The organism is Roseibium sp. MMSF_3247 (genome assembly GCF_030733765.1).
GTDB lineage: Bacteria > Pseudomonadota > Alphaproteobacteria > Rhizobiales > Stappiaceae > Roseibium.
Genome location: NZ_JASHII010000004.1, coordinates 64,535 through 90,553 on the forward strand (window position 1 = coordinate 64,535; position 26,019 = coordinate 90,553).

A 26,019-nucleotide genomic window follows, 5' to 3' on the forward strand; every position below is an offset into this window, starting at 1 on the left:
CATTATATGCAGTTGAACAAGTCACACGTTAGAGCTCAAGAAAATTTCTTTGTATATTGCGCTGAATTTACAGGCTTGTGTTCGTGTTTTCTTTAGTCTTTGCTCATGAATATGACTGTTGGGGCGTTGTTTTGCCTTAGAGGAATTTGCGCGTGTGATCTGATGTGAGTGCCAATGAAGCAACCTGCTCAGTTTGACGAGAAGTCCCGCTTTGAAGCTCCGGAATACGATCTCCTGTGTGCCGCATATGAAAATCTGCCGCAACCTGCTTGGGTTTTCGACAGAGCTGGCCGGTATGTCTTCCAAAACAAACTTGATCGAGAAGCCTTCGGGAACCTGATCGGCAAACGGGCTGATGAAACACGCATGCCCAAGGAGCAGGTCGAGCTTTGGGCCACGATGCACAAAAACGTATTGGCGGGGGAAACGGTCCATTGCATGACCGAAACTGAGACCCGCCATGGCCGTATCATGTCTGAAACGACCTTGGTGCCGCTCATAATAGGCGGCCGCATCGTCGGCGGGATTGGTGTTGCGACAGACAAGACTGCGCTTGTGGCGGCAGAACGGCAAAAAGCTGCGGCGCAAGCGCGTCTGGAAACTCTTTTGGCCCTATCGTCCGATTGGTTGTGGGAAGCGGATGCAGAACATCGACTGACGCGCATCCAGGGCGATGATGGCTTGATGGTCAAGCAATTCCCGGACTGGACCGGCAGCAAGCTCTGGGAAATCATAGAAGACAAATCGGACCTCGACGGCAACCCGGCAAAATTCCATGATGTCTTGACCAACCGGCAAGCCATTGAGGGCTTTATCTGTGAGCTCCGAGGGCGCGATGGATCTGCGTCCCATTTTGAGGTCCACGGTGAGCCGCGTTACGATTCCAAGGGCAATTTTCTAGGCCATTGGGGCGTTGCACGCGATGTAACTCGCAGGGAAGCTCTGACTCGGCGTCTGAAGTTTGCCGATCAGATTATCAACGCGACGAGAACACCGGTCATCGTTGGAGATGCAGATGGTGCCATCGAATGGGTAAACCCGGCTTTCGAAGAACTGACTGGATATTCCTTGGAAGAAGTCGCAGGCCGTAAGCCTGGCCACTTCCTGCGCTGTGACGAAACCGATCCTGAAACGTCCGCCCGTTTGACAGCCGCGATCCGGGCAGGCGAACCGGTTCGTGAAACCATACTTAACCAATCAAAATCTGGTCAAAAGTATTGGCTGGATATGGAAATTCGCCCGCTTCGAAATGATGCTGGTGTTTTGACCGGGTATATGGCGATAGAGGCCGATGTGACCGATCTCGTTGGGAGTCGGCAGCGATTGCAGGCGATTGTCGACAACGTCACGGCGGGTGTGGTCCTTCATGGTCAAAACGGCGAGATTATTGCCGCCAATCCAGAGGCTTGCCGTCTTCTTCATATGAGCGAAGCGCAAATGCGTGGTCAGGAAATCATGGACCCGACTTGGGGCACGATATTTCCTGATGGCCGTCCAATGGGTGGAGAAGAAATGCCGTCGACCGTTGCGCTGCGCACCGGCGAGCCGGTCATGAACCAGATTGTTGGGGTCAAACGTCCGGATGGCGGGGTGCAATGGCTGAGGGTGAATGCGAGGCCCACAAGATCTACGCCGACAGGAGAGCAAGAAGTGGTGGCCAGTTTTGTGGACATCACAGCTGAGGAAAACCATAAGCGCGAGCTTGAAGAGGCGCGAACCCTCCTGAGGGATGTGATTGAAACAATACCAGACGCTGTTGTTGCATTTGATAGCAACGACCGTTTGATCATGTGCAATCAAGCTTACCGTTCCAACTATGCCGATACGGCGCCTGCCATCGAGGACGGGGTGACGTTCCGCGAGATGTTGATGCATGGGCTTGACATAGGGCTTTATGCGGATGCGGGAGATACTCCGGAAAAACAGGAACGCTGGTTAAAGCGGAGATTGGAATCGTATCGAAATCCCAAGTCCATCTTGGTGGAAAAACTCACCGATGGTCGATGGGTTCAAATTCGTGAACGGGTTTCAGACAGGGGTGTCAGCGTTGGTGTACGCACAGATGTAACATCTCTGAAAAGGGCGGAAGAAGAGATCCGCCGGATTGCCGATACGGATTCGCTGACGGGCGCTGCCAACAGGAACGTTATGATCCGGGAGCTTTCCACAATAGCGGAAAGAGCAAAGGCGGCGTCAGAGAGCGCGCTGTTCGGGATCGTGGACCTGGATCAGTTCAAATCCGTCAATGATACACTGGGGCATGATGCCGGTGATCTTCTGCTGCAGGAAACCGTTGCCCGTCTGGAACGGTTTGTTGACAAGGCCGGTGGCGGCACGGTCGCCCGTCTTGGTGGCGATGAGTTCGCATTTATCGTTCCGGGCCTCGGTGGCCTTGATGGTGGGCTCTCCGATATGCCTGGCCTTCATGCCGCGCTCTGCCAGCCGGTCCAGCTTGGCTCGCGAACAATCCCTTCAACGGTTTCAATGGGTTTGGCGCGCGTGCCGGCCGATGGAGACACATCTACTGAAATCTTCAAGAGTGCAGACCTTGCGCTCTACCAGGCCAAAGCGTCCGGTCGGAACGGATGGCGATGTTATGACGAGCTCTACAGGCGTAGCCTTGAGCGGCGCCAAGACCTTGCGCTAGGGTTGAAGGCAGCGATCGCGAACGATCAGATTACTGTTGCCTACCAGCCTCAGGTTGAGGCGGCAACGGGCCGTTTGGTGGGTTTCGAAGCTTTGGCGCGCTGGGCGCAAAACGGAGCGCCTGTATCGCCCGCTGAATTCGTGGCCATTGCTGAGGATGCGGGCCTCGGTGTTCCCTTGGGCTGCGCCGTGATCAAGGCGGCGTGCCGCGACTTTGCAAAGCTGATCGATGAGGGATTTGATCCTGGCCGTTTGGCGATCAATCTATCGACGTCTCAGCTGTGCGACCCGGAATTCCCGGATCGCGTTGCGCGCCAGTTGGACAATTTAAAGGTCCTGCGGGGGCGGCTTGAGTTTGAAATCACGGAAACGGTGCTTCTGGACCAGCGTTTCGAGGAAATCCATCGGAATTTGGTTCGGTTGCATGAGTTTGGTGTGCTGATCTCGCTTGATGATTTCGGTACCGGCTATGGATCCCTCAAACACCTTTTGCGGCTGCCGATCAACAAAGTGAAAATAGACAAGTCCTTCGTCGAAAACCTTGATACGAGTGAAAGCGCGGCCACAATCGTCAAAACAACCATTATTCTGGCAAAGAGCCTTGGTATGGGCGTTGTTGCTGAAGGCGTCGAAACCCGGGCACAGCGAAATTTTTTAATTGAGGCCGGGTGTTCGGATATCCAGGGTTTTCTGATCAGCAAGCCGGATAAACTGGTCAATGCGTACCAGGCTGCGTTGGATGCTGAGCAGGATGACTGCCCGGAAAGCTCCTGGAGCATTTAGGTACGTTTCGATTGTTCATCGGCTGAAATGGTTTTGCGAATCGAGCAGGGGTGGCGGATACCTAGGAGATGGCAAAGCACACCTGCGAACGATTGTTTTCAGTACCCATGCCTCGAATGAAGGTCCTTATTGCTCTGGTCGCGCTCCTTTTGTGGCTGCCGGTTGTCCATTCGCAAGAGTTTACGCCAAACAAGTCTTCGCTTGGTTCCTTGACCTGCCAGCAGCTTTGGTATGTGGAGCAGGAAGTGTTGGCAGAAGGCCGCGTATGCTTGAAGAGCCAGCGGGCACAAAACGCGTTCAAACGAGCCAAGCCTTGTGTTTCCTATGAGGAAAGAATTTTGCCGGCGAAGGTAAGGGATTATCTCTCAGCGGTGCGCGAAACGGCAACTTTGAAGAAGTGTTCCTGACTGGACGGGTTTTCGTTAAGCCTGTGGACCTTCATCGCTTTTCCGGTGGCGCTTTTGTACATCTGCCGTTACTTCTGGAGGCACCTGCAAATAGGATGCAGCTGCTTCCGGCAAGAACGCACGGAACCAAAGGGAGGGCGAAATGAGCAATGCTGCCGAGCTTGACATGCCCCCTTCACCCGAGCTGCAGATCCCGGTTCGCGACGAGGACGAACGGCTTAATCCGGACTTCATTTCGGCCGTAGAAACCGCAATCGCGGCGGAAGACAAATCCGGGCTGTCAGCAATTGCAGCTGATTTGCACGAAGCAGACACGGGAGACCTACTTGAGGCCTTAAATCCGGATGACCGAGCCGCCTTCATCCGGCTTCTCGGCGAGGATTTTGACTACACCGCCTTGACGGAGACGGACGAGGCGGTCCGTCTGCAGCTTCTGGAAGACCTGCCGAACGAAGTCATCGCGGAAGGGCTTGGCGAACTTGATTCCGATGACGCGGTCTACATCCTTGAAGATCTGGACGAAGACGACCAGGCTGCAATCCTTGAGGAACTGCCCTATGCGGACAGGGCCCAGCTCAAAAAGGCGCTGGATTATCCGGAAGACAGCGCCGGCCGCCGCATGCAAAGTGAGTTCATCGCGGTAGCGCCGTTCTGGACCGTTGGCCAGACCATCGATTACATGCGCGAAGCGCGGGATCTCCCGGATGACTTTTATGAGATCTACGTTGTCGATCCCTCGTTCAAACTGTTGGGGTCTGTCCATCTCGACAAGATCTTGAGAACCAAGCGGCGCGAAAAAGTCACCTCGATCATGGCCGAGCGGCTGGACGCCGTCCAGGCGACGGAAGATCAGGAAGAGGTCGCACGCCGGTTCGAACGCTACAATCTTGTATCTTCTGCGGTGGTTGACGAAAATGACCGGCTTGTCGGCGTTTTGACTGTCGACGACATCGTTGACGTCATCCAGGAAGAAGCCGAAGAAGATCTGCGTGCCCTCGCCGGGGTGGGCGATGAGGAAATTTCGGACAATGTTATGACAATTGCGAGGTCCCGGTTGACCTGGCTGGTTGTCAATCTTGGCACCGCGGTTCTGGCGTCTGTCGTGATCGCGCTTTTCGAGGACACAATCGAAGCGATGGTTGCACTTGCCGTTCTGATGCCGATCGTGGCGTCGATGGGGGGCAATGCCGGCACCCAGACGATGACCGTTGCCGTCCGGGGTATCGCAACCCAGGAACTCAGCGCCCGGAACCTGATGCGGGTTCTCAATCGCGAGGTCCTCGTCAGCTTTTTGAACGGACTGGCATTGGCCGTCCTGATCGGTGTGACCGCCTGGTTGTGGTTTTCAAGCGTTGGGCTTGGCGTTGTGATCGGCAGCGCCATCGTGATCAATATGCTGTTTGCCGGTTTGTCCGGCCTGTTGATCCCGATCGCACTCGACCGGCTCAATATTGATCCGGCAATCGCATCGAGTGTGTTCGTGACAACCGTGACGGACGTCGTCGGTTTCTTTGCCTTTCTCGGCATTGCCGCCCTTTGGTTCGGTTTGCCGTTTTAAGGATCCGAAGACCTTGCATCAGTTGAGGTCAGTGTTTCTGAGGTTATCCCGCAATTTCATAATCTTGGTTTGAAGATCAACGATCTCCTCAAGGCTCAGGCCAGTTGACGAGAAAATGCACTCTGCAAAATGTTCGGTCTTTTTTTGAAGGTTTCGGCCCATTCGGGTGAGCTTCAGGATCACCTGCCGTTCGTCCTTGGTGGAGCGGGTGCGGGTGAGGAGACCCATGGCTTCCAGGCGTTTCAACAGCGGTGTGAGCGTGTTGGTGTCCAACTGAAGTTTTTGCGTGATCGCCCCGACCGGGACGTTGTTCTTGTCCCACAAGACAGTCATGGCAAGAAACTGCGGATACGTCAGACCGACGTCTTTCAGCAACGTTTTATAGACACCGTGCATCGCATGGTTCGCCGAATAGAGCGAAAAGCACAGATACTTGTCGAGCGGCAGCGGGCCATCAGGACGGATCCCCAGCGTGTCGATGCCGTCGGATTTCTCGCCGTTTTCAATTGGATTTTCTACGGCTGCGTCCGATGTGTTCGCCGAATTGTCAGCGGTTTCATCTTCTGGATCGGTGACTTCAACTGCTTCCACATCCGAAGCCATGGCTGCCGTTTCAGCGGTCTTTTTGGCCTTCCGTTTCTTTGGCTTGGAAGACTTTTCCGGCGCAGCTGACTTTTTGTCTTTGTTGGGTTTTTCATCTTCGGGCGCATTGAAGCCGATTGCGTCCAGAAGAGACATTTGATTGGTCGTCGTGCTCATAATCCGCCTTATAAATCGCGCGCGACTTGATCGCAACCTATTGACGTTTTTGCCAGTGCAGCTTATGTGGGTAAATTATATCGTGCGCGATATAAAATAATGCCATCGGGCAAATCCAGTTTTAACGTTGTAAGGGAATGATGAGATGAGCGTTGAAGTGCTTTATGAAACGAAAGCAAAGGCAACCGGCGGGCGCGATGGAGCGGTTGAAACCCTTACCGGATCGTTTAAGACCAAGCTGACGACGCCGAAAGAACTCGGTGGTGCCGGAGGTGAAGGCAACAACCCGGAAGAGCTGTTTGCGTCCGGTTACGCAGCCTGTTTCATCGGGGCCATGAAATTTGTTGGCAGCCAGGAAAAAATCGCGGTCCCTGCAGACACATCCATCACTGCGACAGTCGGCATTGGCCCGAGATCCGAGGGTGGATTTGGTTTGGAGGTCGCTCTGGAGGTTTCGGTTCCGGGCATGGACAAGGCTGAGGCCGAAGCGCTGGTCGCCAAGGCGCATGAAGTATGTCCGTATTCCAATGCGACCCGCGGCAACATCGACGTGAAATTGTCGGTCGTTTGACGTGATCCGCCGGTTCATCTCCAAAGGTGGACCGGCAATCTATTTTAGCCCGAACATAAAACTGGATTAGATTGCTACTACCGAGTGGTAGTTTGTTCGGTGCGATCGTAGGTGAACGGATCGAAAATGTACTCTTTCCAAGCCGGATCCAGTTCCGAAATATGAGGATTGGTTAGTCGGAAGATTTTCCGCGATCCGAGTTTTACAAACTTGATGCTGGATCCATACTCTCTTTGCCACAACGCGATCAAGGAGCGGTCGTTATACGCACGGATCAGGCCTTTATTCAGCCTTTCAATCAATTCGGTATTTGATTTGGACGTGACAAGAAAGCGGGGAAGAGGGTAATAGAGCGCAATACCTTCGTCATAAGCCAAATTCAAAATGGACCTGTGTGTTTCCCATTCCGCTTTCAGCTCGTTGGCGCCGCGCGGAAACAGATCTACCCGGTTTAGCGCAACCATTCTGAACATGCTGTTGTGATCCCCGATTGTCCGGACATCAAACCCGTGGTGCCGCAAGATTGCAGTATCAAGCCACCCGATCCCTTGTACGACGTTAAATTTTTTCAAGTCCTCCAGTGTCTCCACAGAAGTGAGGCTAGCTTTTGTTTTGTTTGATGCAAAGGCAACACGGTAGCCCACGATCCCTAGATCGACTGGGAATGGAACCATCCCGACCAAGTTTGCCAACTGATTGTTCGCTGAAGCTTTTATGACGTAGTTTTTGTAAGAACCGTTCGCTGCGGCGGCAAGGGCTCTTTGGGTGTTCTGGCCGATTGGGGTTTCCTTGATAATGAAGTCGCCATACTCGGCTCTGGTCTTTTCCAGAGCGAGGTGAAACACCGCATGATCGTAGTCGTAACGGGCGTCGGTTTCTGTTTCAGGTCCCTGAACTGTAACAACAAGGGGGGCTGCCAGTACCGCACCATTGGCAACGAACAGCAGGGTGCTCCCAAAAAGGAGGGTTCTAATCAGATTCCGCGACGTCATCCTCCCCGCCAGTAGAGTCACGCAAATCTGGGCGATAATGCCAAATAATAAGTTAGTAATCTGGGGGAGGTTTCGCACAAATGGGGCAACCTTGCATCGAGGGCATTCTCGCGACTGCGTTTTATGTCAATGACATGGATGCTGCGCATGGCTTTTGTGACGGGGGTTGGGCCTGGTAGCTGCAGGTGGCCATCTTCACTGGCAAGACACTCCTTCGACGTCGTCCCAGTACAGCGAAACAAACGACAAACTTATCTGCTTCGCTGGATCTGGAACGAGCTGCGATCAGTTCAATGCTCACTGGCGATGGGGGGAGGGGTCTGAAGTCTGATGTTTCGGGCGAGCGGATAACATTCGCTCAGTTTGCGTTTTGTCTCATCGATGACGTTGGGGATCATGTCACGAGAGTTTGCCGGCTCACGGACTGGAATGAACGTTACGGACCGGCTCCATGGCACAAAGTCCTGGCCCATAGTTAGCTGAGGGGTGACGCCGCCGAACCTAACGCACGGCACGTCCAACACGCCTGCCAAATCAGCAACGTTGGTGTTTGCAGATATAACGACGTCACAAAGATTTATGAGGCACGCAAGTGTGTCGAGGTCATTGAAAAGGTCGGCATCCTTGAAGTGGAAAAAGCGGCCCTTGCACTTGGAGGCAATTTTCTCGATCTCTTCGTCAGTGACTTTGTATTGAAGGTTGATATAGATCGCGTCTTCTTTGTCGATGATTTCTATCATATCGTCCGCGTCCATGTAGTAACGGGCGCGGCTCGCCTTCATGTTCTGAGATCGCCAACACAGACCGATGATTGGCTTTTCATCATGGCCAGGAACATCGGATAAGATGTTTCGAGCCCGTTCGATATCGGTGGTGTAGACAGTTTCCCTGACCTTTTCGAAGCTTTTAAGGTCCGGCCTCAGAAATCTTGGCGTGTCACTCAAACAAAATGCCAGGTCAAAGTCTGTTTGTTTTTTTGACTTCCGCGCAGCCTGTGTTCCGGTGGTTCCGGTAAAGGGACGGACTTCTATTTGCGGAAACGAATTACTGAAGAACGGGACAAACCGTGGCTCGGTTTCGAGGATGACTTTTTCTGCGCACTGAGCAAGCTCGGGAATGAGCGAAGCGCCTTTCAACGTGTCTCCGAGGCCTTGATCGGACCATACCAACAACGTCTTGCCTTTCAGATCCTCTCCGGTCCAAGAGGGTGCAGGATAGTTTAGAGAAACAGCGCCATTGACGGCCCCGGTGTCAAATCGCGCGCCGTAGTGTTCCCAAGCTTGTTCGATATTGCCGCGTCCGAACTCTATGAACGCCCTGAGCCACTGAAACTGGCCAAGTGTTCTTTTGCGCTCCGAAGTGGGTGTCGTATGTTGATGGTGCTTGATCCAATCCCGAATGAGTAGATCCGCTTGATCGTAGCGCTCCAGCATCAGCAGGCAATGAACATGCAACTCGCGGCCCTTAGCATCGCTCGGGTTGTTGTTCGTACAGAGCTCAAGATACGGCAATGCCTCATAGTTTCTTGACAAATGCAGCAAGAGGTTTGCGAAGCAGAAGGCGATAGCTGTATTTTGTGGCTGATCTAAAGCTGCTTTGGACAGAATGTTGAAGCACTCAAGGTGTTGTTCCCTTGCAAACTGAATGTCTGCCTTCAGAACGATGAAGTCGGTGTCGTTTGGAGCGGCTTCCAGGAGATAATCGGCAATCTGTTCAGCCCGTTCGGATTTACTCACTTGCTGGAACGCTTTTGCGCATTGAGCCAGGAATTTGAGGTCCGGCTTCAGCTTGGCCATTTCTTGGTCAATCAAAGCTTCAGCGTCGTCAAACCGAGCGTGTTTTATGAGCAAAGAAGCTTTCAGAGCATTCGCTTCCATTGATCCTGGAGCGAGTTTGAGCGCTTTATCCAAAATATTGAGGATTGATTGAAGCTCTGCGTTTTTCTTCACCAGGGCTGTGGCGAGTTTTATATGCGCCGCTGGGTCCTCCGGGGCAAAGCGGACCGCTTTTCGAAAGGCGTCCACCGCTTTTTCCGCCTCGCCATTGCCCAGGTATGCCGAACCCAGGAGAAGATTGACTTGCGGCGATTTTGGAAGTTTTTTTGCAAGTGGTTTGAACAGCTTTGCTGCATCCTCGAACTGTTTCGAGTGAAGATATTGAGCTGCTAGGTGTAACTTTTCCTGATAAGGATTGGCGGCTTTGGTCTTCTTTGAAACGAGCTGTTGCAATGTTGTGCGTCCATTTGCTTTTGCCAGAAGAGCACCGCTTCCATGCGCAAAACGCTCATCTTTCTTAGAGCCGTTTTTTCCTCTGGAGCGATAATCTCGGACCAGGCTAATTGGCGGAGCTGACGCGAAGCTGAACTTGGACCCTGCCAGCCACGATGAGGAGTTAAGCGCGTGCGGCCAAAATTGGACGGAATTCTTGAGACTGCGGTCTACGTCGATGACATGGACGCTGCGCATGTCTTTTATGAAGGGGTTTTGGGCTTGAAGCGCATGGTCGCTGGCGATCGGCTGTTCGCCTACGATGCGGGGCCGGCGCAGACTCTTCTTGTCTTCTACCGCGGACACACCGGAGAGGATGTTTCAACGCCGGGCGGAATTGTTCCTGGCCATGACACAAGCGGGCATGGGCATTTTGCCTTCCGGATTTCAAATGATCAGCTCGATCCCTGGAGGGATTACCTCTCATCGAAAGGCGTCGACATCATCAGCGAGGTTGTATGGCCGGCGGGTGGCACAAGCCTTTATTTCAAGGATCCGGACGGCAATATTCTTGAACTCGCATCGGCGCCGCTTTGGCCGAATTTTCTGGCCTAAATTATAAAGACTTTTACGCCATGGTGGCCGCTGCATGGGGACGGCGAGGGATGGTATGAAATTCTTGCAAGCGGTATTGCGGACCTTGTTCTACATTGCCGTCGGTGGTGTGATTTCGATTGCAGGGGCGGCTTTCTTTTTCATGAACTGGGAACCGGACCGGGACGATTTTCCTGTGCGCGGCATTGATGTCTCGCATCATCAAGGCGACATCGACTGGGTGAAGGCTGCGCGCGACGACGTTGCCTTCGCTTACATCAAGGCGAGCGAAGGTGGTGATTTCCGCGACCGGGCATTTGCTGCCAACTGGCAGGCGGCGAGGGCCGCCGGCCTGCCGACGGGGGCCTATCACTTCTTCAGCTTGTGCAAGGACGGAGCCTCGCAGGCGCGCAACTTTTTGGCCGTCCTGCCGGACGAGCCGGACATGCTGGCACCCGTTGTTGATCTGGAGTTTGAAGGAAACTGTGCCCGGCGGCCAACAACTGACGAAGTGCTGCGGGAAATAAGCGCCTTTGTTGCGGCGGTGGAACCGATCGCGGGCAAGCGGGTCATTTTCTATGCGCCGGAAGAGTTCTACCGGATGTATTTGAGCGGCAATGGGCTGAACCGCAGGCTTTGGGTGCGCTCCATCTGGCATGCGCCGTCCTATGCCTCAGATTGGGTGCTTTGGCAGTATCACCAGCGCGGGACTGTCGACGGAATATCCGGCAGCGTTGATTTGAATGTTCTCCAGAACGATTTGTCAGTTGTTGATATTCAAAGTTAAAATATTGAAATAAATATCGAAAATAAGATCTATTGACTTTAACGTAAAAAGACGGAAATGTGCCCGCGAAGGATCGGGTATGCAGCGCTATTTTACCATTACACAGCTCACGCAAGAGTTCGACATCACCACCAGAACGCTTCGGTTTTATGAGGCGCAAGGGTTGGTGACGCCGCAGCGCCGTGGCCGTCAAAGGCTGTACACGCCCGGTGACCGGACCCGCATAAAGTTGATATTGCGCGGCAAACGGTTGGGCTTTTCGCTGGCGGAAGTCAAAGAGCTCATTGGCATGTACGGCAGTGCACCAGGAGAAGCCGGGCAGCTGCGTCTCCTGATGGAGAAAATCGCTGCACGGCGCGAAGAGCTTTTGGAAAAACAGCGTGACATTGAATTGACGTTACTTGAACTGGAAGAGGTGGAAGCCGGTGCGCTCGCGCGTATGGAAGAGCTTTCCCCCGTGACCAATGAGGAGCGTTGAAGATGGATTTGAAACCGCGATCAACCAACTGGGAACAGCGGGTGCGCAAGAGTTTTGAGGCGCAAGCCTTCATGGAGCACCTCGGTGCCCGCATGGTCCATTTGGCACCGGGGGCGGTTGATCTGGAACTGTCGATGCGCCCGGAACTGACACAACAGCATGGATTCTTTCATGCAGGTGCCACATCCTCGATTGCCGACAGCGCCGCCGGCTATGCGGCTCTGACCCTTTTTGCCGATGGCACTGGCGTTCTGACCACCGAATACAAGATCAATCTTCTCAATCCGGCGGCCCAGCCAACGCTTGTTGCCCGCGGCCGGGTTCTGAAACCGGGGCGGACGCTAACGATTGCCCGTGCTGATGTTTATGGGCTGTCGGACGACACCCAAGTCCATGTGGCAACCGGACTTTTCACCCTTATGAGCCTTGCGGGCATGAAGGATTGAACATGACACCAGTTACGATCAGACCGATCGAGCGGGCGGACAAAGCCGCATGGCTGCCGCTTTGGCAGGCCTATCTGGCGTTTTACGAGCAGAGCCTGGCTGACGAAGTCACCGACGGGCTTTTCGAGCGGCTGCTCTCAGATGGCTTTCATGACGGGCTGGTGGCGGAGCAAGACGGCAAACTGGTCGGTTTCGTGCATTTCCTTGAGCACGCCTCGACCTGGTCGCTTACCCCGACCTGCTATCTCGAAGATCTTTATGTCGACAACGCTCAGCGCGGCGGCGGCGTTGGCCGCAAGCTGATTGAGGCCGTCTACGCAGCGGCTGAGCAAAGCGGCTGCAGCAATGTCTACTGGCACACACACGATCACAACAACGTTGCCCGGCAGCTCTATGACCGGGTCGGTATCCTGAGCAATTTCGTGCGCTACGAAAAGCGCAAATGGGAGGACAGCGTATGATCCGCAACGATTTTCCAAGCTTCAACTTCGACCTCGGCGAAACGGCTGACATGCTGCGCGATACAGTGCGGTCCTATTCCCAGGACCGGATCGCGCCTTTGGCTGAGAAGATTGACAGGGACGACTGGTTCCCGCGCGAGCTGTGGCCGGAAATGGGTGAGCTGGGCTTGCACGGCATCACGGTTGAAGAAGAGTGGGGCGGTTCCGGCCTCGGCTATCTTGAACACTGCATTGCCATGGAAGAGGTCAGCCGGGCCTCGGCCTCGATCGGCCTGAGTTATGGGGCGCATTCGAACCTGTGCGTGAACCAACTGCGCCGCTGGGGCAATGACGATCAGAAAAAACGCTATCTCGGCAAATTGGTGTCCGGTGAGCATCTTGGCGCGCTGGCGATGTCCGAGCCGGGGGCAGGGTCTGACGTTGTGTCGATGAAACTGCGCGCCGATAAAAAGGGCGACAAATACATCCTCAACGGCTCCAAGATGTGGATCACCAACGGTCCGTCCGCGGACACGATGATCATCTATGCCAAGACCGATATGGATGCGGGCCCCAAAGGCATGACGGCCTTCCTGGTCGAGAAGGATTTCAAAGGTTTCTCCGTTGCCCAGAAGCTCGACAAGCTGGGTATGCGCGGATCTGAAACTGGGGAACTGGTCTTCCAGGATTGCGAAGTGCCGGAGGAAAACGTGCTCGGTGAAGTCGGCAAGGGCGTCAATGTCCTGATGTCCGGCCTTGATTATGAGCGCGCGGTTCTGGCCGCAGGTGCAGTTGGCATCATGCAGGCCGCCATGGACGTGGTCATCCCGTATGTTCACGAGCGTGAGCAGTTCGGAAAGCCGATCGGCACGTTCCAGCTGGTTCAGGGCAAGGTCGCGGACATGTATGTCTCCATGAACGCCTCCAAGGCCTACGTCTACGCGGTCGCAAAGGCCTGTGACCGCGGTGAAACCACCCGCGAAGACGCCGCCGGCGCAATCCTATATGCGGCAGAAAACGCAACCAAGATGGCGCTGGATGCCATCCAGCTTCTCGGCGGCAATGGTTACATCAACGAGTATCCGACCGGACGGCTTCTGCGTGATGCCAAGCTCTACGAGATTGGCGCGGGCACCTCAGAAATCCGGCGTATGCTGATCGGCCGGGAGATCTTCTCTAAGACAGCGTGATTTTTCTCACCCGAGATTGGAAAAGACTCCGGACTTCTGACAAAGCCTGATTTTCCCTCCGGCGTCATGTTCGGACTTGTTCCGAACATCCATAATATTTTGAAAAATATGGATCCTCGGCACAAGGCCGAGGATGACTACCGAGAGGAATGAGGTTTGTCATCAAGCTCGCCCCGGCATTGTCTGCCGGGGCTTTTTGGTTTCTAAAGCGCTTCTTGTTGCTGCGGTCGGACGATTTTTTCAAATTAATTTTCGGGCATGTCGAAAAAGACGGACGCCGAACGTCTGAAGGGTGTTGAAACCTGAATTGGGTTTGAGTGGGTCCACTCTTGGATCGGAATAGGGGTAACCCTGCTCACTTCCTCCAATTGGTTGAAGGATGCCTTGGGAGTAAGCGTCTTGCGATTTGGTCGGAAAAGAACAAGTCTGCTCGCGGCCCGATTTTGGATTTTGACAGTTTTTGACACTGAGGAAACGAGGATTTCAGTATGAAATACATGATGTTGATCTATGCAGACCCCGCCCGCGAACCGGTTTACGGAACTCCGGAATTTGAAAAAATGATGGCCGGCTATTTCGCCTTGAGTGAAAAACTCACCGCGGACGGTGTCATGCTGGCAGGCGAGGGGCTAAAAGAAGCGGAGACGGCCAAAGCGCTGCGTGTGCGCGGCGGAAAAGTGGAAACCATGGATGGACCGTTTGCGGAGACCAAGGAGCACCTTGGCGGGTTCTATCTTATCGATGTTCCGGATCTTGATACGGCCCTTGGTTATGCCGCCCAGATCCCGAGCGCGGAATACGGGACGGTCGAAGTACGGCCCGTGATGGACTATCCTGACGCTGACTGACGGCGGTGTCTTAAACCGTCTGGAAGGTTCCATGACCGCGCCCGCTTCTAATGCCATCGCAGTTGCCAAAGTCCTGGGCGGCCTCGCCCGGGACGAGCGGGGGCGGTTATTGTCAATTCTAATTGGCAAATTCCGGGATTTTCAACTCGCCGAAGACGTCCTCCAGGATGCCATGGTGTCCGCAGTCTCTCACTGGGGGCGCAACGGTCTGCCCAAATCTCCTGAGGCCTGGCTCCTGAAGGTTGCCTATCGAAAGGCAATTGATCGCATCAGGCGCAAACAAACAGTCGATCGCGCCGAGACCGACCTTTCCATGATGATGGATGAGGTGTCCGGGCTTGAAGAAAACGATGATATCCCGGATGAGCGATTGCGCCTGATCTTCACCTGCTGTGATCCGGTACTTGAAACCAAATCCCAGATGGCGCTAACGCTTCGCACTTTGTGCAGGCTGACGACTGGAGAAATCGCGCGGGCGTTCCTGGACCGGGAGACTACCATGGGGCAGCGATTGTCCCGCGCGAAAGCGAAACTTGGTGGCGCAGGCATCTCGTATGAAGTGCCGGGTCCCGAACAATGGGCGGAACGGCTCGATGCCGTTTTGGGCGTGGTTTATCTGATCTTCACAACCGGCTTATCTGCACCTGAGGACGATCAACGCGGTCTCGCACACGAAGCTATCTTCCTCTGCAACATATTGAACAAACTTCGGCCTGGTGACCCGGAGATCGAAGGGTGCCTTGCGCTTTTGACACTCAACTATGCGCGACGTGGCGCACGGTTTGACGGCGAAGGAGCGCGCGTTGCCTTTCTCGATCAGGACCGGGGGCTCTGGAAGTCGGCAGAACTGCAAGACGGCATCTCGCTGGTCGAAACTGCCCTGGCGCGCCGAAAACTTGGGCCTTACCAAATCAAAGCGGCGATTGCCGCCTGCCATTGTGAAGGCGCATCACCAGACTGGGCGCAAATCCTGTTGCTCTATGACGAGTTGCTGGTTTTCGAGCCGACGGATGTGGTCCGCCTGAACCGGGCTGTTGCATTGGCGGAGATCGGCGCCCTCGACGAGGCACTGGAGCTGATTGCGGCGTTGGAGCCGGATCTCTCGGACTATCAGCCTCTTTATGCCGCCAAGGCGGAACTGCTTTATCGCGCCGGACACCTCGGCAAGGCGCACTCCGCCTATTCGAAGGCAATCGCGTTGGCACAGGCAAAAGCAGACCGGTTGTTTCTGGAACACCGTGCAAGGCGGTGTGTCAGGCAGCGGTCATGACCAGATGATATCGGTCGATTTCGCCATACGATATTTGAAGGAATTCTGTCACAATGACGATGACCTGGTTTTCGCCAAAGGTGGAAAAGCGACCCAGCGGAATTGAAGGGCGCGGTCTTTTTGCCATTGCGCCAATCCCCAACGGTGAGCTGGTTGTCGTCAAAGGCGGTCATGTGTTTGATCGTGCAAGGCGCGACGAACTTGCAAAGAGTTTGGGACCGGCAGAGATCCAAATCGGTGACGACCTGTTTATTGGCCCGATTTCTGCTGACGAGCGGGAAAGCTCGATGATGCATCTCAATCATTCGTGTGCACCGAATCTCGGAATTCGGGGCCAGATTGCGTTTCATGCGATGCGGGATATCAAGGAAGGTGAAGAACTCGGTTTCGACTATGCAACGGGCGATGACGATGACTGGGAAATGGAATGCGCTTGCGGCACTGACCGCTGCCGCGGATTGATCACCGGACAAGACTGGCGCCGTGCAGAACTGCAGGTTCGGTATGCTGGTTGGTTCTCGGATTACTTGGCGCGGAAAATTACATAAAATATAGATTTGATTTTGTTTGATTGCCTTACAATAAGGCCATGGTTTCCTGTAGTAAATTTAATGATTAAACATCTGAAATAATTATTGAATATATGAACGGGTGGTCGCATCTCCAGTGCATCGGACGGCACAAACTCATGGAGGAATGACATGCCCCTGAAAAAAACACTTATTTCAGCAACTCTCGCCACCGCAGCTTTGGGAATTGGCAGTGCGCACGCACTTGAACAATGCCAACCATTTTCGGTTACAGCGCCGATGAATGAACACCGCGTCGTCAAAGTGGTCAAACAGGGATCCGATGCACCGATGCCCGGTGATCTTCGGATCGGTCACAGTGATCTGGTCGACAACAACGGCAACGCGGTCGGCTCAGTTGAATGGGAAACCCGGGTCCTCGGTGAAGATGATGCAGGTCAGGTCCGGCTGGCGTCCGATGTTGTCCTGAGCTTTGAAAACGGCAATCTCTATGCCCGGTCGGGAGCTTACACGGTCGATAAACCAGTTCATTCACCGGAAACTCGCACGATCGCCAATGACCAGACCCGCGATGTGCTCGGTGGATCGGGCGTGTTCGAAGATGCCAATGGCAGGATCACCTTTTCCATGCAGGAAAATGGTGATGCCAAACTCAATGTGAACATTACCTGCACCTGATATCTCAAGGCAGATCGGGCTCCAATCAAACCGGTCTGCCTTGCCCTCCACAATTGTCATCGTCTCCACAAATCCCGATTGGCCGTTGTTGCGTAACGACATAAACGCAAACAGGACGATCTATGGGTACTTTGGCAATTGTGATTGGGGCAACGGGCGGTATCGGGTCCGCTTTGGTGCGGGTGTTGGATGAAAGCGGGCCCTATGACCGCGTGGTTGGCCTTTCCCGCAGAACCCATCCCGGTTTGGATTTGCTTGACGAGACCAGCATTCAAGCCGCTGCCAAATGGGTTGCCGGGCAGGGGGATGATCTGCGGCTCGTGTTTGATGCTACTGGTGCTTTGACGCTCGGCGATCGTAAGCCGGAAAAAAGTCTTCGGGAGCTAGATCCCCAAGCGCTTGCAGAATCTTATGCCATCAACGCCATCGGCCCGGCGCTCTTGATGAAGCATTTCCTTCCGCTCCTGCCCAAGGAAGGCAAAAGCGTCTTTGCAACACTTTCGGCGCGGGTTGGATCCATTTCAGACAACAGTCTAGGGGGCTGGTACGGTTACCGGGCATCGAAAGCGGCCCTCAATCAGCTTGTGCGGACCGCGTCCATTGAGCTCGCGCGGCGCAAAACGCATGCGGTCTGTGTGGCGCTGCATCCTGGAACCGTGCGGACACCTTTGACCGAAGGGTTTGCCAAATCGGGTCTGGAGGTGCAGGCGCCCGAAAAGGCCGCCGATCGCCTGCTGTCGGTGATCAATGGCCTGACACCGGCTGAGACCGGCGGCTATTTTGATCACATGGGCGAACGGATCGAGTGGTAGCCCACCCCGATCCGGTCTTTCTGTTGCTTGCGGTGTGATCAAGACAGTTTCATGGTCACCATGCCAGCGACGATCAGCAGTGCGGCGATCAAGCGTTGCGGGGTGATTGCTTCGCCAAGGATCCAGACACCGACAGCAAAAGCGCCAATCGCACCAATCCCGGTCCAGATCATGTAAGCCGTTCCGAGCGGCAAGCTGCGCATCGAAACGGCCAGCAGGCCGAAAGACCCGGCCATGGCCACTGCCATAATGAGGGTTGGCAAGAGGCGACTGAAGCCGTGCGACTGTTTCATCGCATACGCCCATATGATTTCCAAAAGGCCGGCCAATAACAACAAGACCCAAGCCATGTTTGTCTCCATGCTCGGGTCGTCCCGGATTGATTTTTAGGGAATACGCGGACGTCCGCGTGACTGACAGATAAGAAGTCCCTTGACGGGTTCAAGTCTGGTTATGTTCAATCAGACACCTTTTGCTCCAGCCGTCTCGCCTTGGGAGTTGTTCATGTCAGATCCGTTCTTTCAGCCCGTTTCCGGGTTCGACCTGCCGCGCTTTGCCGGTGTGCCGACATTCATGCGGCTGCCGCATGTCGAACTCGACAGCCCCCGGCTGGCAGACGTGCAGATCGGGCTGATCGGAGCGCCGTGGGACGGCGGCACGACCAACAGGCCGGGACCGCGCCACGGTCCGCGGCAGCTCCGGGATGCCTCGACAATGATCCGGGCTCAAAACGGGGACACCGGCGTCCGGCCGTTTGAACTGGTCAATTGCGCGGATCTTGGGGATGTCGGCCCCAACCCGGCAAGCGTCGACGACAGCCTGCACCGCATGACTGCGTTCTATGATGACGTTCTGGAAGCGGGTGTTGTACCGCTGACAGCGGGCGGCGATCACCTGTGTTCCCTGCCGATACTCCGAGCAATTGCAAACAAGCACGGCCCGGTTGGGATGATCCATTTCGACAGCCATACGGATCTGTTCAAGAGCTATTTCGGCGGCATGCAATACACCCACGGAACGCCCTTCCGGCGCGCAGTCGAGGAGGGGCTGCTGGACCCAAAACGGGTCGTGCAGATCGGCATCCGGGGCACGGCCTATGATTTTGAGGACCGGGACTTTGCCGAAAGTGTCGGCATTCGTGTCATTGCAATAGAGGAGTATTTCGCCCGCGGCGTGCAGGATGTCCTGGCGGAGGCAAAGGAGATCGCCGGTTATGGCGCGACATACGTCTCCTACGACATTGATTTTGTCGATCCGGCGTTTGCGCCAGGAACCGGCACACCGGAAGTGGGCGGGCCGAATTCGTTTGAAGCGCTGCAAGTCGCGCGCATGCTCGACGGGGTCAATATTGTCGGAGCGGATCTTGTTGAGGTGTCGCCACCATTCGATCAAAGCGGCGGGACGGCCTTCCTGGGTGTTTCGATCATGTTCGAACTCTTGTGCAATATGGCCTTGAACCTGAAAGGCCAGGAGGGCCAATGAAAACCACAACGTTGGCTGATAAGCCCGATGCCATGTCGCCTGCAGGTGCTGAGATCCGCTTCATCATGGATGGCGAGACCGGCAACATGATCCACAGCACTGTTCCATTCGGGCAGATCAACAAGGCAACGCGCCACAAAACGGTGAGTGAGTTCTGGCATGTGCTGGAGGGGCGCGGTCAGATCTGGCGTGCCAGGGAAGGGCGTGAAGAAACGGTGGTATTGGAAGCTGGAGTGTCCATCGACATTCCGGTTGGGACTGCGTTTCAATACCGCTGCGACGGCGAACAGCCGCTGAAATTCATTTGTATCTCCATGCCGCCATGGCCGGGAGACTCAGAAGCCGAGCCTGTTAAGGGAATTTGGGAGCCAACCATCGCCTGAACGGCCTTGGATTGCCGGATAATCTCCGACTTAGGCTTCTGATGTTTATTGGACGTTTTATGGTCAAGCTGATCCGGTTTAAACAACCGACGTACCATTTCTGCTTGTAATAGCATTGCGCCTTGGATGCGCTCCCAATAACGTTGATCAAAACCATAGGGAGCGAACGCATGAAATCCGGTCTTTTGAAACTGGCCATTGGCCTGTCCTTGTCGTTTGGTGCCGTTCAAGCACAAGCGGAAACGCGCATCACTTACAAGTCGGCGAAATCCACCTCGTCCTACTACCAAATGGGCGTTCAGATCGCAGAAGCGGTCAAGGAAGGCAGCAATGGAGACATTATCGTCACCGTTGAAGAAAGCCAGGGCTCTGTTCAAAACGTGATGGAAGCCCGCGCGCGCGGCGGAGACTATGTCTTCACGACGCCACCGGTGCTCGTGAGGCTTGCCCAGGGCGGCAAAGCCATGTTCGAGGGCAAGGGCGATCCGAAATTTGACGAGATCCGCGCCCTTTTTCCGATCCCGTCGCTGACCATGCACTTTGTTATGTCCGAAAATAGCGGTGTGACCGACTTTGCAGGCATGGAAGGCAAAACCATCCTGCTCGGCAAAGGCTCTTTTGGGGCGCGTGAAGGTGAGAAATACCTCAAGCTCTTCGGCCTGGAAGGCAAGGTCGATCTTGCCGAGGTTGAGCTGTCCAATGCGGTTGCAGCGCTCAAGAATGGCCAAATCGATGGATTTGTAACCGCCGGCTCCTGGCCGGCACCGAACGTTATTGAAGCAGCTGCATCGACCGGAGTGAATGTCATTTCATTGTCTGATGATCAGATCGCACAATCCAAGCGGGCCAAGCTGGTCATTCCGGCCGGCACCTATGCCGGACAGAGCGAGGACATCACCACAACATCCTTGCCGGTGGTCGCCTTCACCACGACTGCGATGGACGACGACACGGCCTACGCCTTGACCAAGACCTTCTGGGAGCAGAAGGCGAAGATGGGTGAGGGTGCAGCTTGGTGGAACGGCGTTGACCAGGGCCTGATGGAAAACATCACCGGCAAAATCCATCCAGGTGCCGTCCGCTATTACCAGGAAGCGGGCATCGATCTCACGGATGCTCAAAAGTAACGCAATTGTCTCCCGGTCCGGCGCTCATTTGGCGCCGGATCTCTCTTTTTTGAACAGTTTCCATGATCAGCACTGACACCCCGACGTCGCCTGTCTGGCGATCCCTCATGCTTTGCCTTGCCGTTGTCCTCGTGGTGTTTCACCTCGGACTGATTTTTTCTGGCCTGGTGCCGAACCTTGTCAGCCGGCCGCTGCACCTTGCTTTGGCCTTGCCGTGGATCTTCCTGTTCGTTGAAGGCGGACTGCTCAAGCGTGCAAGCGGGGTTGTGCTGTGTGTCCTCGGTGTCGCTGCATGCCTTTGGGTGGCAATCAATCAGGACATGTTGTCCGATCAATACGGCTTTCTGGAAGGCTCCTTTCAGTATTGGGTGGCTGCGGTGCTTTTGATCGTGGTTTTGGAAGGTGCTCGCCGTGCCATCGGCTGGCCACTGCCGATTGTGGCTGCTCTGGCGTTGGCTTACGGGTTGTTCGGCCAGCATATTCCAGGTGAATTTGGGCATTCTGGAACACCGCTGGCCAGCTTTCTTGGAACCCTCACCATCGCCGAAGGCGGTATCTGGGGCAGCCTGACCGGGGTGTCGGTCAATGTGGTTGCGATCTTTGTGATCTTCGGCGCGGTCTTGAATGCCGGGGAAGCGGGCCAAGGCTTCATGAATCTGGCAGCGGCCGCCGCGGGCCGTCTCAAGGGCGGTGCGGCCAAGGTGTCCGTGCTTTCTTCGGCCCTCTTTGGGTCCATCTCGGGTTCAGCGTCGGCGAATGTCGCCTCTACAGGCGCAATCACATTGCCGGCGATGACCCGGCTGGGATATCCGAAACGTTTGGCTGGCGCTGTTGAGGCTGTTGCGTCTTCTGGTGGTCAGATCATGCCGCCGCTGATGGGGGCAGGCGCTTTTGTCATGGTCGAACTGACCCGGGTGCCGTACACGCAGATCATGATGGCCGCGCTGTTGCCGGCTATTCTCTACTTTTTCGCGGTCTGGATCGGGATCAACGCCTATGCCCGTCATCATGATCTGAAAGCCGTTGCGAAGGAGGATCAGCCACCGGTCCGCCAGGTGCTCATCACCTCGGCTTTCTTCATGGTGCCCTTTGCAGTGCTGCTTTACGGAATGTTTGGTGCGAAATACACACCGCAATATGCGGCCTGCCTCGCCATTCTGGCAGGCTTTCTACTTCTGTTTTTCACTGCAAAGGGTGTGGCTTCGGGCAAGGAGATCCTTGGACGGTTGGAAAGCGCCTTTTTAAATGCAGCGCGCCAAGTCTCCGTCATAGCCTCGATCATCATCTGCGCCTCGATCATCATTGGTGTTCTCGCGATTACCGGGCTCGGTGTAAAAATCACCTCGTTGATCCTTTCCGGGTCGGGGGGGTACTTGTGGCCGGCGCTGTTGCTGACAGCCATTGCCTGTCTGGTTTTGGGCATGGAAGTTCCAACGACGGCGGCTTACGTCATCTGTGTGTCTGTTGCTGGACCAGCCCTCATCGAGCAGGGCCTTGAGCCGCTTCAGGCGCATTTGTTTGTGTTCTGGTTCGCGCTGATTTCTACCATCACGCCCCCAGTCTGTGGGGCGGTTTTCATTGCAGCCGGGATGATCGGCGAAAACTGGCTGAAAGTGGCTTTCACGGCGATGGCGCTGGGCATTGGGCTCTACGTCATTCCCTTGGCGATGATCGCCAACCCGTCGGTGATTGCCCTGTCGGAAGCGCCAACTTTCGCGCTGTTGGCTGCAGCCAAGATCGGGCTCGGTCTCGCCCTGATTTCCTTTGGCGTGATCGGGTTTACAAAGCCGCTGCAGAAACTTTTGGCCATCGGCAGCGGTCTTCTTGTTGTGTTTCTGGCGGGTGTTTAGTCTCGGGCTTTGGAAGTCTATGACAGGGGAAACAGTTGACCGCACATGAAGATTTTGCCCTCTGGCGGATAATGAAAGGGTATTTTTATGGATGCGTCACAGCAGCAATAGTTTTGTTGATTTTCCTATTATTGCTATCTGGCTATTTCTCAGAGGCAACTGACCGGCCAACTGGTTCGATATCCGCAGTCTTCATTGTGACACTTGTTTTGGTTTTCTTTGCTTACGCTCTGAGTATTTTGCCCGTCACTTTTATTCTCATAACAGCGGAGATATTTCACATACGACATTCGATCTTTTACACGTTGTCCGGCGCAGTTATAGGTTTTGGGGTCACCAGAGTGATAGACGATCAGGTGTATACCCTGTTTGATCTTGTGTCGTTTATGAGCTCCGGTGCGCTCGCCGGTTTGGTTTACTGGCATATTGCAGGCCGGGATGCTGGGCGGGGACGATGGCCGCGTTTCTAGAACTTCAGTTAACTGATAGAAATGAACAATCATGACCGGTGAGACCGACCTTCAAAACCTGATCTCCCACATGCGGCCGATGCTGGATCCCGAGCCCTATGTGTTTTGCACGTTCGCGACCAAGAGCCTGGTTGAACTCGCCGAGTACGAACCGATCGGTCTTTTTTCCGAAACGGAAGGCATGACGGCCATTCTCCCGCTGGAACGGGCACGTGAGCTCGGACTGGCAGAGGCAGATTGGTTTCGCAGGATCACACTGACAGTGCATTCGTCGCTTGACGCAGTTGGATTGACGGCAGCTGTTGCCAAAGCCTTGGCGGAGCAGGGCATCCCGGCAAACGTGGTTGCGGCGTTTTTTCACGACCATGTTTTTGTTCCTGAAGAACGGGCCGAAGATGCGCTGAACGCTTTGAGAACGCTGGCTGAAACGCAATAAAATACTGCGACCGGAACTCATCTGACGGTTGGCATTGCGACAATTGACAAAGGTTTTTCCTTGCAATTTCAGTCGAGGATTCCCATTCCTAACTAAGGTGCCGGTCACAAGTTTGTTATCGGGTGCCGGGCAATCAGGGGTAGATGGATGGAACGGGCGAAGCGCCGTTTGGCCGCGATCATGTGTGCAGATGTTGCACACTATTCCAGGCTCATGGAGCAGGATGAAGACGGCACGCTCAATCGCCTTAAAACCTACCGCAGCATCATGTCCTCCCTCACAGCCCGCCATAACGGGCGCATCGTCAATACATGGGGCGATGCGGTCATCGTGGAGTTTTCTTCCGTAATTGAGGCGGTCCAATGCGCCGTCGAAATCCAGAACGAGCTGTCTCATAAGAACGCCGAGTTGCCGGACGCGACCCGGATGGAGTTCCGGATCGGGTTGAACCTCGGCGATATCATGATTGAGGGCGATGACATCTATGGTGATGGCGTGAACGTCGCCGCACGGCTGCAGGAACTGGCACCAAAGGGCGGCATTATGCTGTCGCAATCGGTTTACGACCAAGTCCGCACAAAACTTGCGCTCGGCTTCGAGCCTCTTGGCCCTAAGCAGGTCAAGAACGTCTCCGAGCCAGTGCAGACGTTCTCTGTGCGCTTGGGCGGCCGGAACTCTCCTGAGACCGCTGGAACTAAAGAGGACGATTTGCAGGACACTGCTGAACCCAACAGTCGTGGCAATTGGGAAAAAGACACGCAGGCGGTGGCGAACGGATTTGAACAAGCGCGCCGGTGGATCCGGTCTCAACCGAGGCGGGTCCAGTCCTGTGTTTTCATGATTGGGTTCTTCTTCATCCTCAATTTGCTGACGTCGGGGCTGTCGACTCTGTGGTTTGTCTGGCCGTCTTTGCCATTTGGGATGATGTTGGCCTGGCATCTGATCGCGGGGCGTCGGGGCGACAAACTCCCCATTCATCCACACCGGCCGGATTGAAAAGCGTCTTTGTGAGCATATGTTGCCGGTCTGATAACTCTTTTCGGCTTAAGAACGCTGACAAGATTTGCGAGAGCGCAGCTCTTCGCTTACACATGGGACAAACCGGTTCGGCTCGGCGCGCTGACCAGACCGGAAAGAACCGCCGGTCGTGACCGGCACAACAGCCAAGGGAGCTAAATCCTGCGCATGAAAAACTATTCGACCACGGTGCCTGCACGCCTCGACGATGACGACGAGGACAAGTCCAAAGCCCAACCGTCGATCCAGGTCGACAAGCATCTGTTCGAAGCGCGCACGGTCCTGATTACAGGTCCGGTGACCCAGGACATGGCCCGTGATGTGTGTGCCCGCCTTCTGGCGCTGGCACAGGTTTCCAACGATCCGATCACTGTCATCGTGTCGTCTCCGGGCGGCCATGTTGAATCTGGTGACATGATTCACGACACCATCAAGTTCATTTCGCCGGAAGTTCGTATTCTCGGCATGGGCTGGGTCGCAAGTGCCGGTGCCTTGATCTACGTGTCCGTGCCGAAAGAACTGCGCTTCTGCACGCCGAACACTCGCTTCCTTTTGCACCAACCGTCCGGTGGCGCCGGTGGCATGGCAACGGACATTGAGATCCAGGCCAAGGAAATCATCAAGATGCGCGACCGTCTGAACAAGATCTTCGCGGATGCCACCGGGCAGCCGATCGAGCGTATCGAAAAAGACACTGATCGTGATTACTGGATGAGCCCGGAAGAGGGCATTGACTATGGTCTCGTCGGGAAAGTCGTGACCAGCGTTAACGAACTCGGCTGATCCCCTTCAGTCTTTCAACAAAGAACGCCGGTGATGGAAGTCGCCGGCGTTTTTGTTTGTGGCGTCAGGCACGCAGTTGATCGTTGTCCACGGAATAGACCAGAACAGGAGCCGTGGGCCTTGGCGCAAGAACATGTGGCCGCAGACGCTCCATGAGCGAACGCAGTTCCGCTTCGCTTTCTTCGTTTAGGTCATCGTGAAGCAATACCGCCACGAGGTGGTCTACGAAACGGCCATAAACATCGTCGCAATCGCAAAGCGGTGAGAGAAGGTCGGTCACAGGCTTGCCGTCATAGAACGGGGAACCACCAAAGAGGAAAACCAGGAACTCGCAAAAGTCTCCCGCCGCATCAAACTCACCGCGCAGCGGTGCAAGATCGAAACAGGGATCGGACTCCAGTCGGTCTTTGAGCGGGGGAATGGCAGCTAAGACTGCCTTTCTGCCACCAATTTTCATATACAATGTCATATCATT

The 26,019-nt window shown here is 54.9% G+C and carries 27 protein-coding genes; 22 read left to right on the top strand and 5 right to left on the bottom strand.

The window, feature by feature from the left end; all coding sequences use genetic code 11:
• Positions 1-174 precede the first annotated feature (174 nt).
• The gene (locus RBB44_RS14195) at positions 175-3,429 is read left to right on the top strand and encodes an EAL domain-containing protein (protein ID WP_306148385.1); all 3,255 of its coding nucleotides are present in this window, start codon (positions 175-177) and stop codon (positions 3,427-3,429) included.
• Between the two features lie 549 nt (positions 3,430-3,978).
• Positions 3,979-5,394 carry a magnesium transporter gene (gene mgtE / locus RBB44_RS14200; RefSeq protein WP_306148386.1) on the top strand — a complete coding sequence of 472 codons (1,416 nt, stop codon included), beginning with the start codon at positions 3,979-3,981 and terminating at the stop codon, positions 5,392-5,394.
• 18 nt (positions 5,395-5,412) lie between these two features.
• Here the strand turns inward: mgtE and RBB44_RS14205 are convergent, their stop codons facing one another.
• Positions 5,413-6,153, bottom strand: a complete 741-nt coding sequence (locus RBB44_RS14205; RefSeq protein WP_306148387.1) for a MarR family winged helix-turn-helix transcriptional regulator — start codon at positions 6,151-6,153, stop codon at positions 5,413-5,415.
• Positions 6,154-6,298: 145 nt separating this feature from the next.
• Between RBB44_RS14205 and RBB44_RS14210 the strand changes: the two genes are divergently transcribed.
• Positions 6,299-6,724, top strand: a complete 426-nt coding sequence (locus RBB44_RS14210) for an organic hydroperoxide resistance protein (protein WP_209174959.1) — start codon at positions 6,299-6,301, stop codon at positions 6,722-6,724.
• A gap of 77 nt (positions 6,725-6,801) precedes the next feature.
• Here RBB44_RS14210 and RBB44_RS14215 read toward each other — a convergent pair whose 3' ends face one another.
• Together RBB44_RS14215 and RBB44_RS14220 are read right to left on the bottom strand one after the other, a co-directional pair.
• A complete protein-coding gene (locus tag RBB44_RS14215) occupies positions 6,802-7,716 on the bottom strand; it encodes a hypothetical protein (protein WP_306148388.1) in 915 nt (304 codons plus the stop codon).
• A 290-nt stretch (positions 7,717-8,006) separates the two neighbouring features.
• Positions 8,007-9,944, bottom strand: coding sequence for a tetratricopeptide repeat protein (locus tag RBB44_RS14220; protein ID WP_306148389.1), 1,938 nt, complete (start codon positions 9,942-9,944; stop codon positions 8,007-8,009).
• A 171-nt stretch (positions 9,945-10,115) separates the two neighbouring features.
• Here RBB44_RS14220 and RBB44_RS14225 point away from each other — a divergent pair, with 171 nt between their 5' ends.
• The 11 genes from RBB44_RS14225 to RBB44_RS14275 all read left to right on the top strand — a co-directional run bounded on the left by RBB44_RS14225 (position 10,116) and on the right by RBB44_RS14275 (position 17,996).
• Entirely contained in the window at positions 10,116-10,538 is a 423-nt protein-coding gene (locus tag RBB44_RS14225; RefSeq protein ID WP_306148390.1) for a VOC family protein, read from the top strand.
• Between the two features lie 55 nt (positions 10,539-10,593).
• Positions 10,594-11,304, top strand: a complete 711-nt coding sequence (locus tag RBB44_RS14230; RefSeq protein WP_306148391.1) for a GH25 family lysozyme — start codon at positions 10,594-10,596, stop codon at positions 11,302-11,304.
• 79 nt (positions 11,305-11,383) lie between these two features.
• On the top strand, positions 11,384-11,782 hold the full coding sequence (locus tag RBB44_RS14235; protein ID WP_306148392.1) for a MerR family DNA-binding transcriptional regulator: 399 nt from the start codon (positions 11,384-11,386) through the stop codon (positions 11,780-11,782).
• Positions 11,783-11,784: 2 nt separating this feature from the next.
• Complete coding sequence (locus tag RBB44_RS14240) at positions 11,785-12,228, top strand: PaaI family thioesterase (RefSeq protein WP_306148393.1); 444 nt, start codon at positions 11,785-11,787, stop codon at positions 12,226-12,228.
• Between the two features lie 2 nt (positions 12,229-12,230).
• Positions 12,231-12,689, top strand: coding sequence for a GNAT family N-acetyltransferase (locus RBB44_RS14245; protein ID WP_306148394.1), 459 nt, complete (start codon positions 12,231-12,233; stop codon positions 12,687-12,689).
• Complete coding sequence (locus RBB44_RS14250; RefSeq protein ID WP_008189642.1) at positions 12,686-13,858, top strand: isovaleryl-CoA dehydrogenase; 1,173 nt, start codon at positions 12,686-12,688, stop codon at positions 13,856-13,858. Before RBB44_RS14245 ends, RBB44_RS14250 begins: the two co-directional genes overlap by 4 nt.
• A 488-nt stretch (positions 13,859-14,346) precedes the next feature.
• On the top strand, positions 14,347-14,706 hold the full coding sequence (locus RBB44_RS14255) for a YciI family protein (RefSeq protein ID WP_133946921.1): 360 nt from the start codon (positions 14,347-14,349) through the stop codon (positions 14,704-14,706).
• A 31-nt stretch (positions 14,707-14,737) separates the two neighbouring features.
• Positions 14,738-15,976, top strand: coding sequence for an RNA polymerase sigma factor (locus RBB44_RS14260; protein ID WP_306148395.1), 1,239 nt, complete (start codon positions 14,738-14,740; stop codon positions 15,974-15,976).
• 53 nt (positions 15,977-16,029) lie between these two features.
• The gene (locus RBB44_RS14265) at positions 16,030-16,524 is read left to right on the top strand and encodes an SET domain-containing protein (protein WP_306148396.1); all 495 of its coding nucleotides are present in this window, start codon (positions 16,030-16,032) and stop codon (positions 16,522-16,524) included.
• Between the two features lie 153 nt (positions 16,525-16,677).
• Positions 16,678-17,184, top strand: a complete 507-nt coding sequence (locus tag RBB44_RS14270) for a hypothetical protein (protein ID WP_306148397.1) — start codon at positions 16,678-16,680, stop codon at positions 17,182-17,184.
• A gap of 122 nt (positions 17,185-17,306) precedes the next feature.
• Positions 17,307-17,996, top strand: coding sequence for an SDR family NAD(P)-dependent oxidoreductase (locus RBB44_RS14275; RefSeq protein WP_306148398.1), 690 nt, complete (start codon positions 17,307-17,309; stop codon positions 17,994-17,996).
• Positions 17,997-18,034: 38 nt separating this feature from the next.
• On the opposite strand, the gene RBB44_RS14280 is transcribed toward RBB44_RS14275, so the two are convergent.
• Entirely contained in the window at positions 18,035-18,346 is a 312-nt protein-coding gene (locus RBB44_RS14280) for a multidrug efflux SMR transporter (RefSeq protein WP_306148399.1), read from the bottom strand.
• 154 nt (positions 18,347-18,500) lie between these two features.
• Here RBB44_RS14280 and speB point away from each other — a divergent pair, with 154 nt between their 5' ends.
• From speB to RBB44_RS14320, 8 genes are all read left to right on the top strand, one after another.
• Complete coding sequence (gene speB, locus RBB44_RS14285; protein ID WP_306148400.1) at positions 18,501-19,478, top strand: agmatinase; 978 nt, start codon at positions 18,501-18,503, stop codon at positions 19,476-19,478.
• Positions 19,475-19,861: a cupin domain-containing protein gene (locus RBB44_RS14290; RefSeq protein ID WP_306148401.1), complete on the top strand. Its 387-nt coding sequence runs from the start codon at positions 19,475-19,477 to the stop codon at positions 19,859-19,861. The genes speB and RBB44_RS14290 overlap by 4 nt, the downstream gene beginning before the upstream one ends.
• Before the next feature lie 170 nt (positions 19,862-20,031).
• Positions 20,032-20,988, top strand: coding sequence for a TAXI family TRAP transporter solute-binding subunit (locus RBB44_RS14295; RefSeq protein WP_306148402.1), 957 nt, complete (start codon positions 20,032-20,034; stop codon positions 20,986-20,988).
• A gap of 62 nt (positions 20,989-21,050) precedes the next feature.
• The gene (locus RBB44_RS14300; protein WP_371932266.1) at positions 21,051-22,838 is read left to right on the top strand and encodes a TRAP transporter permease; all 1,788 of its coding nucleotides are present in this window, start codon (positions 21,051-21,053) and stop codon (positions 22,836-22,838) included.
• A 35-nt stretch (positions 22,839-22,873) separates the two neighbouring features.
• Entirely contained in the window at positions 22,874-23,308 is a 435-nt protein-coding gene (locus tag RBB44_RS14305) for a hypothetical protein (RefSeq protein WP_209174975.1), read from the top strand.
• 31 nt (positions 23,309-23,339) lie between these two features.
• Positions 23,340-23,744, top strand: a complete 405-nt coding sequence (locus RBB44_RS14310) for an ACT domain-containing protein (RefSeq protein ID WP_306148403.1) — start codon at positions 23,340-23,342, stop codon at positions 23,742-23,744.
• Positions 23,745-23,891: 147 nt separating this feature from the next.
• The gene (locus RBB44_RS14315; RefSeq protein WP_306148404.1) at positions 23,892-24,740 is read left to right on the top strand and encodes an adenylate/guanylate cyclase domain-containing protein; all 849 of its coding nucleotides are present in this window, start codon (positions 23,892-23,894) and stop codon (positions 24,738-24,740) included.
• 189 nt (positions 24,741-24,929) lie between these two features.
• On the top strand, positions 24,930-25,544 hold the full coding sequence (locus tag RBB44_RS14320) for an ATP-dependent Clp protease proteolytic subunit (protein WP_133946931.1): 615 nt from the start codon (positions 24,930-24,932) through the stop codon (positions 25,542-25,544).
• Positions 25,545-25,608: 64 nt separating this feature from the next.
• Here the strand turns inward: RBB44_RS14320 and RBB44_RS14325 are convergent, their stop codons facing one another.
• The gene (locus tag RBB44_RS14325) at positions 25,609-26,013 is read right to left on the bottom strand and encodes a Clp protease ClpP (protein ID WP_306148405.1); all 405 of its coding nucleotides are present in this window, start codon (positions 26,011-26,013) and stop codon (positions 25,609-25,611) included.
• Positions 26,014-26,019: the final 6 nt, after the last annotated feature.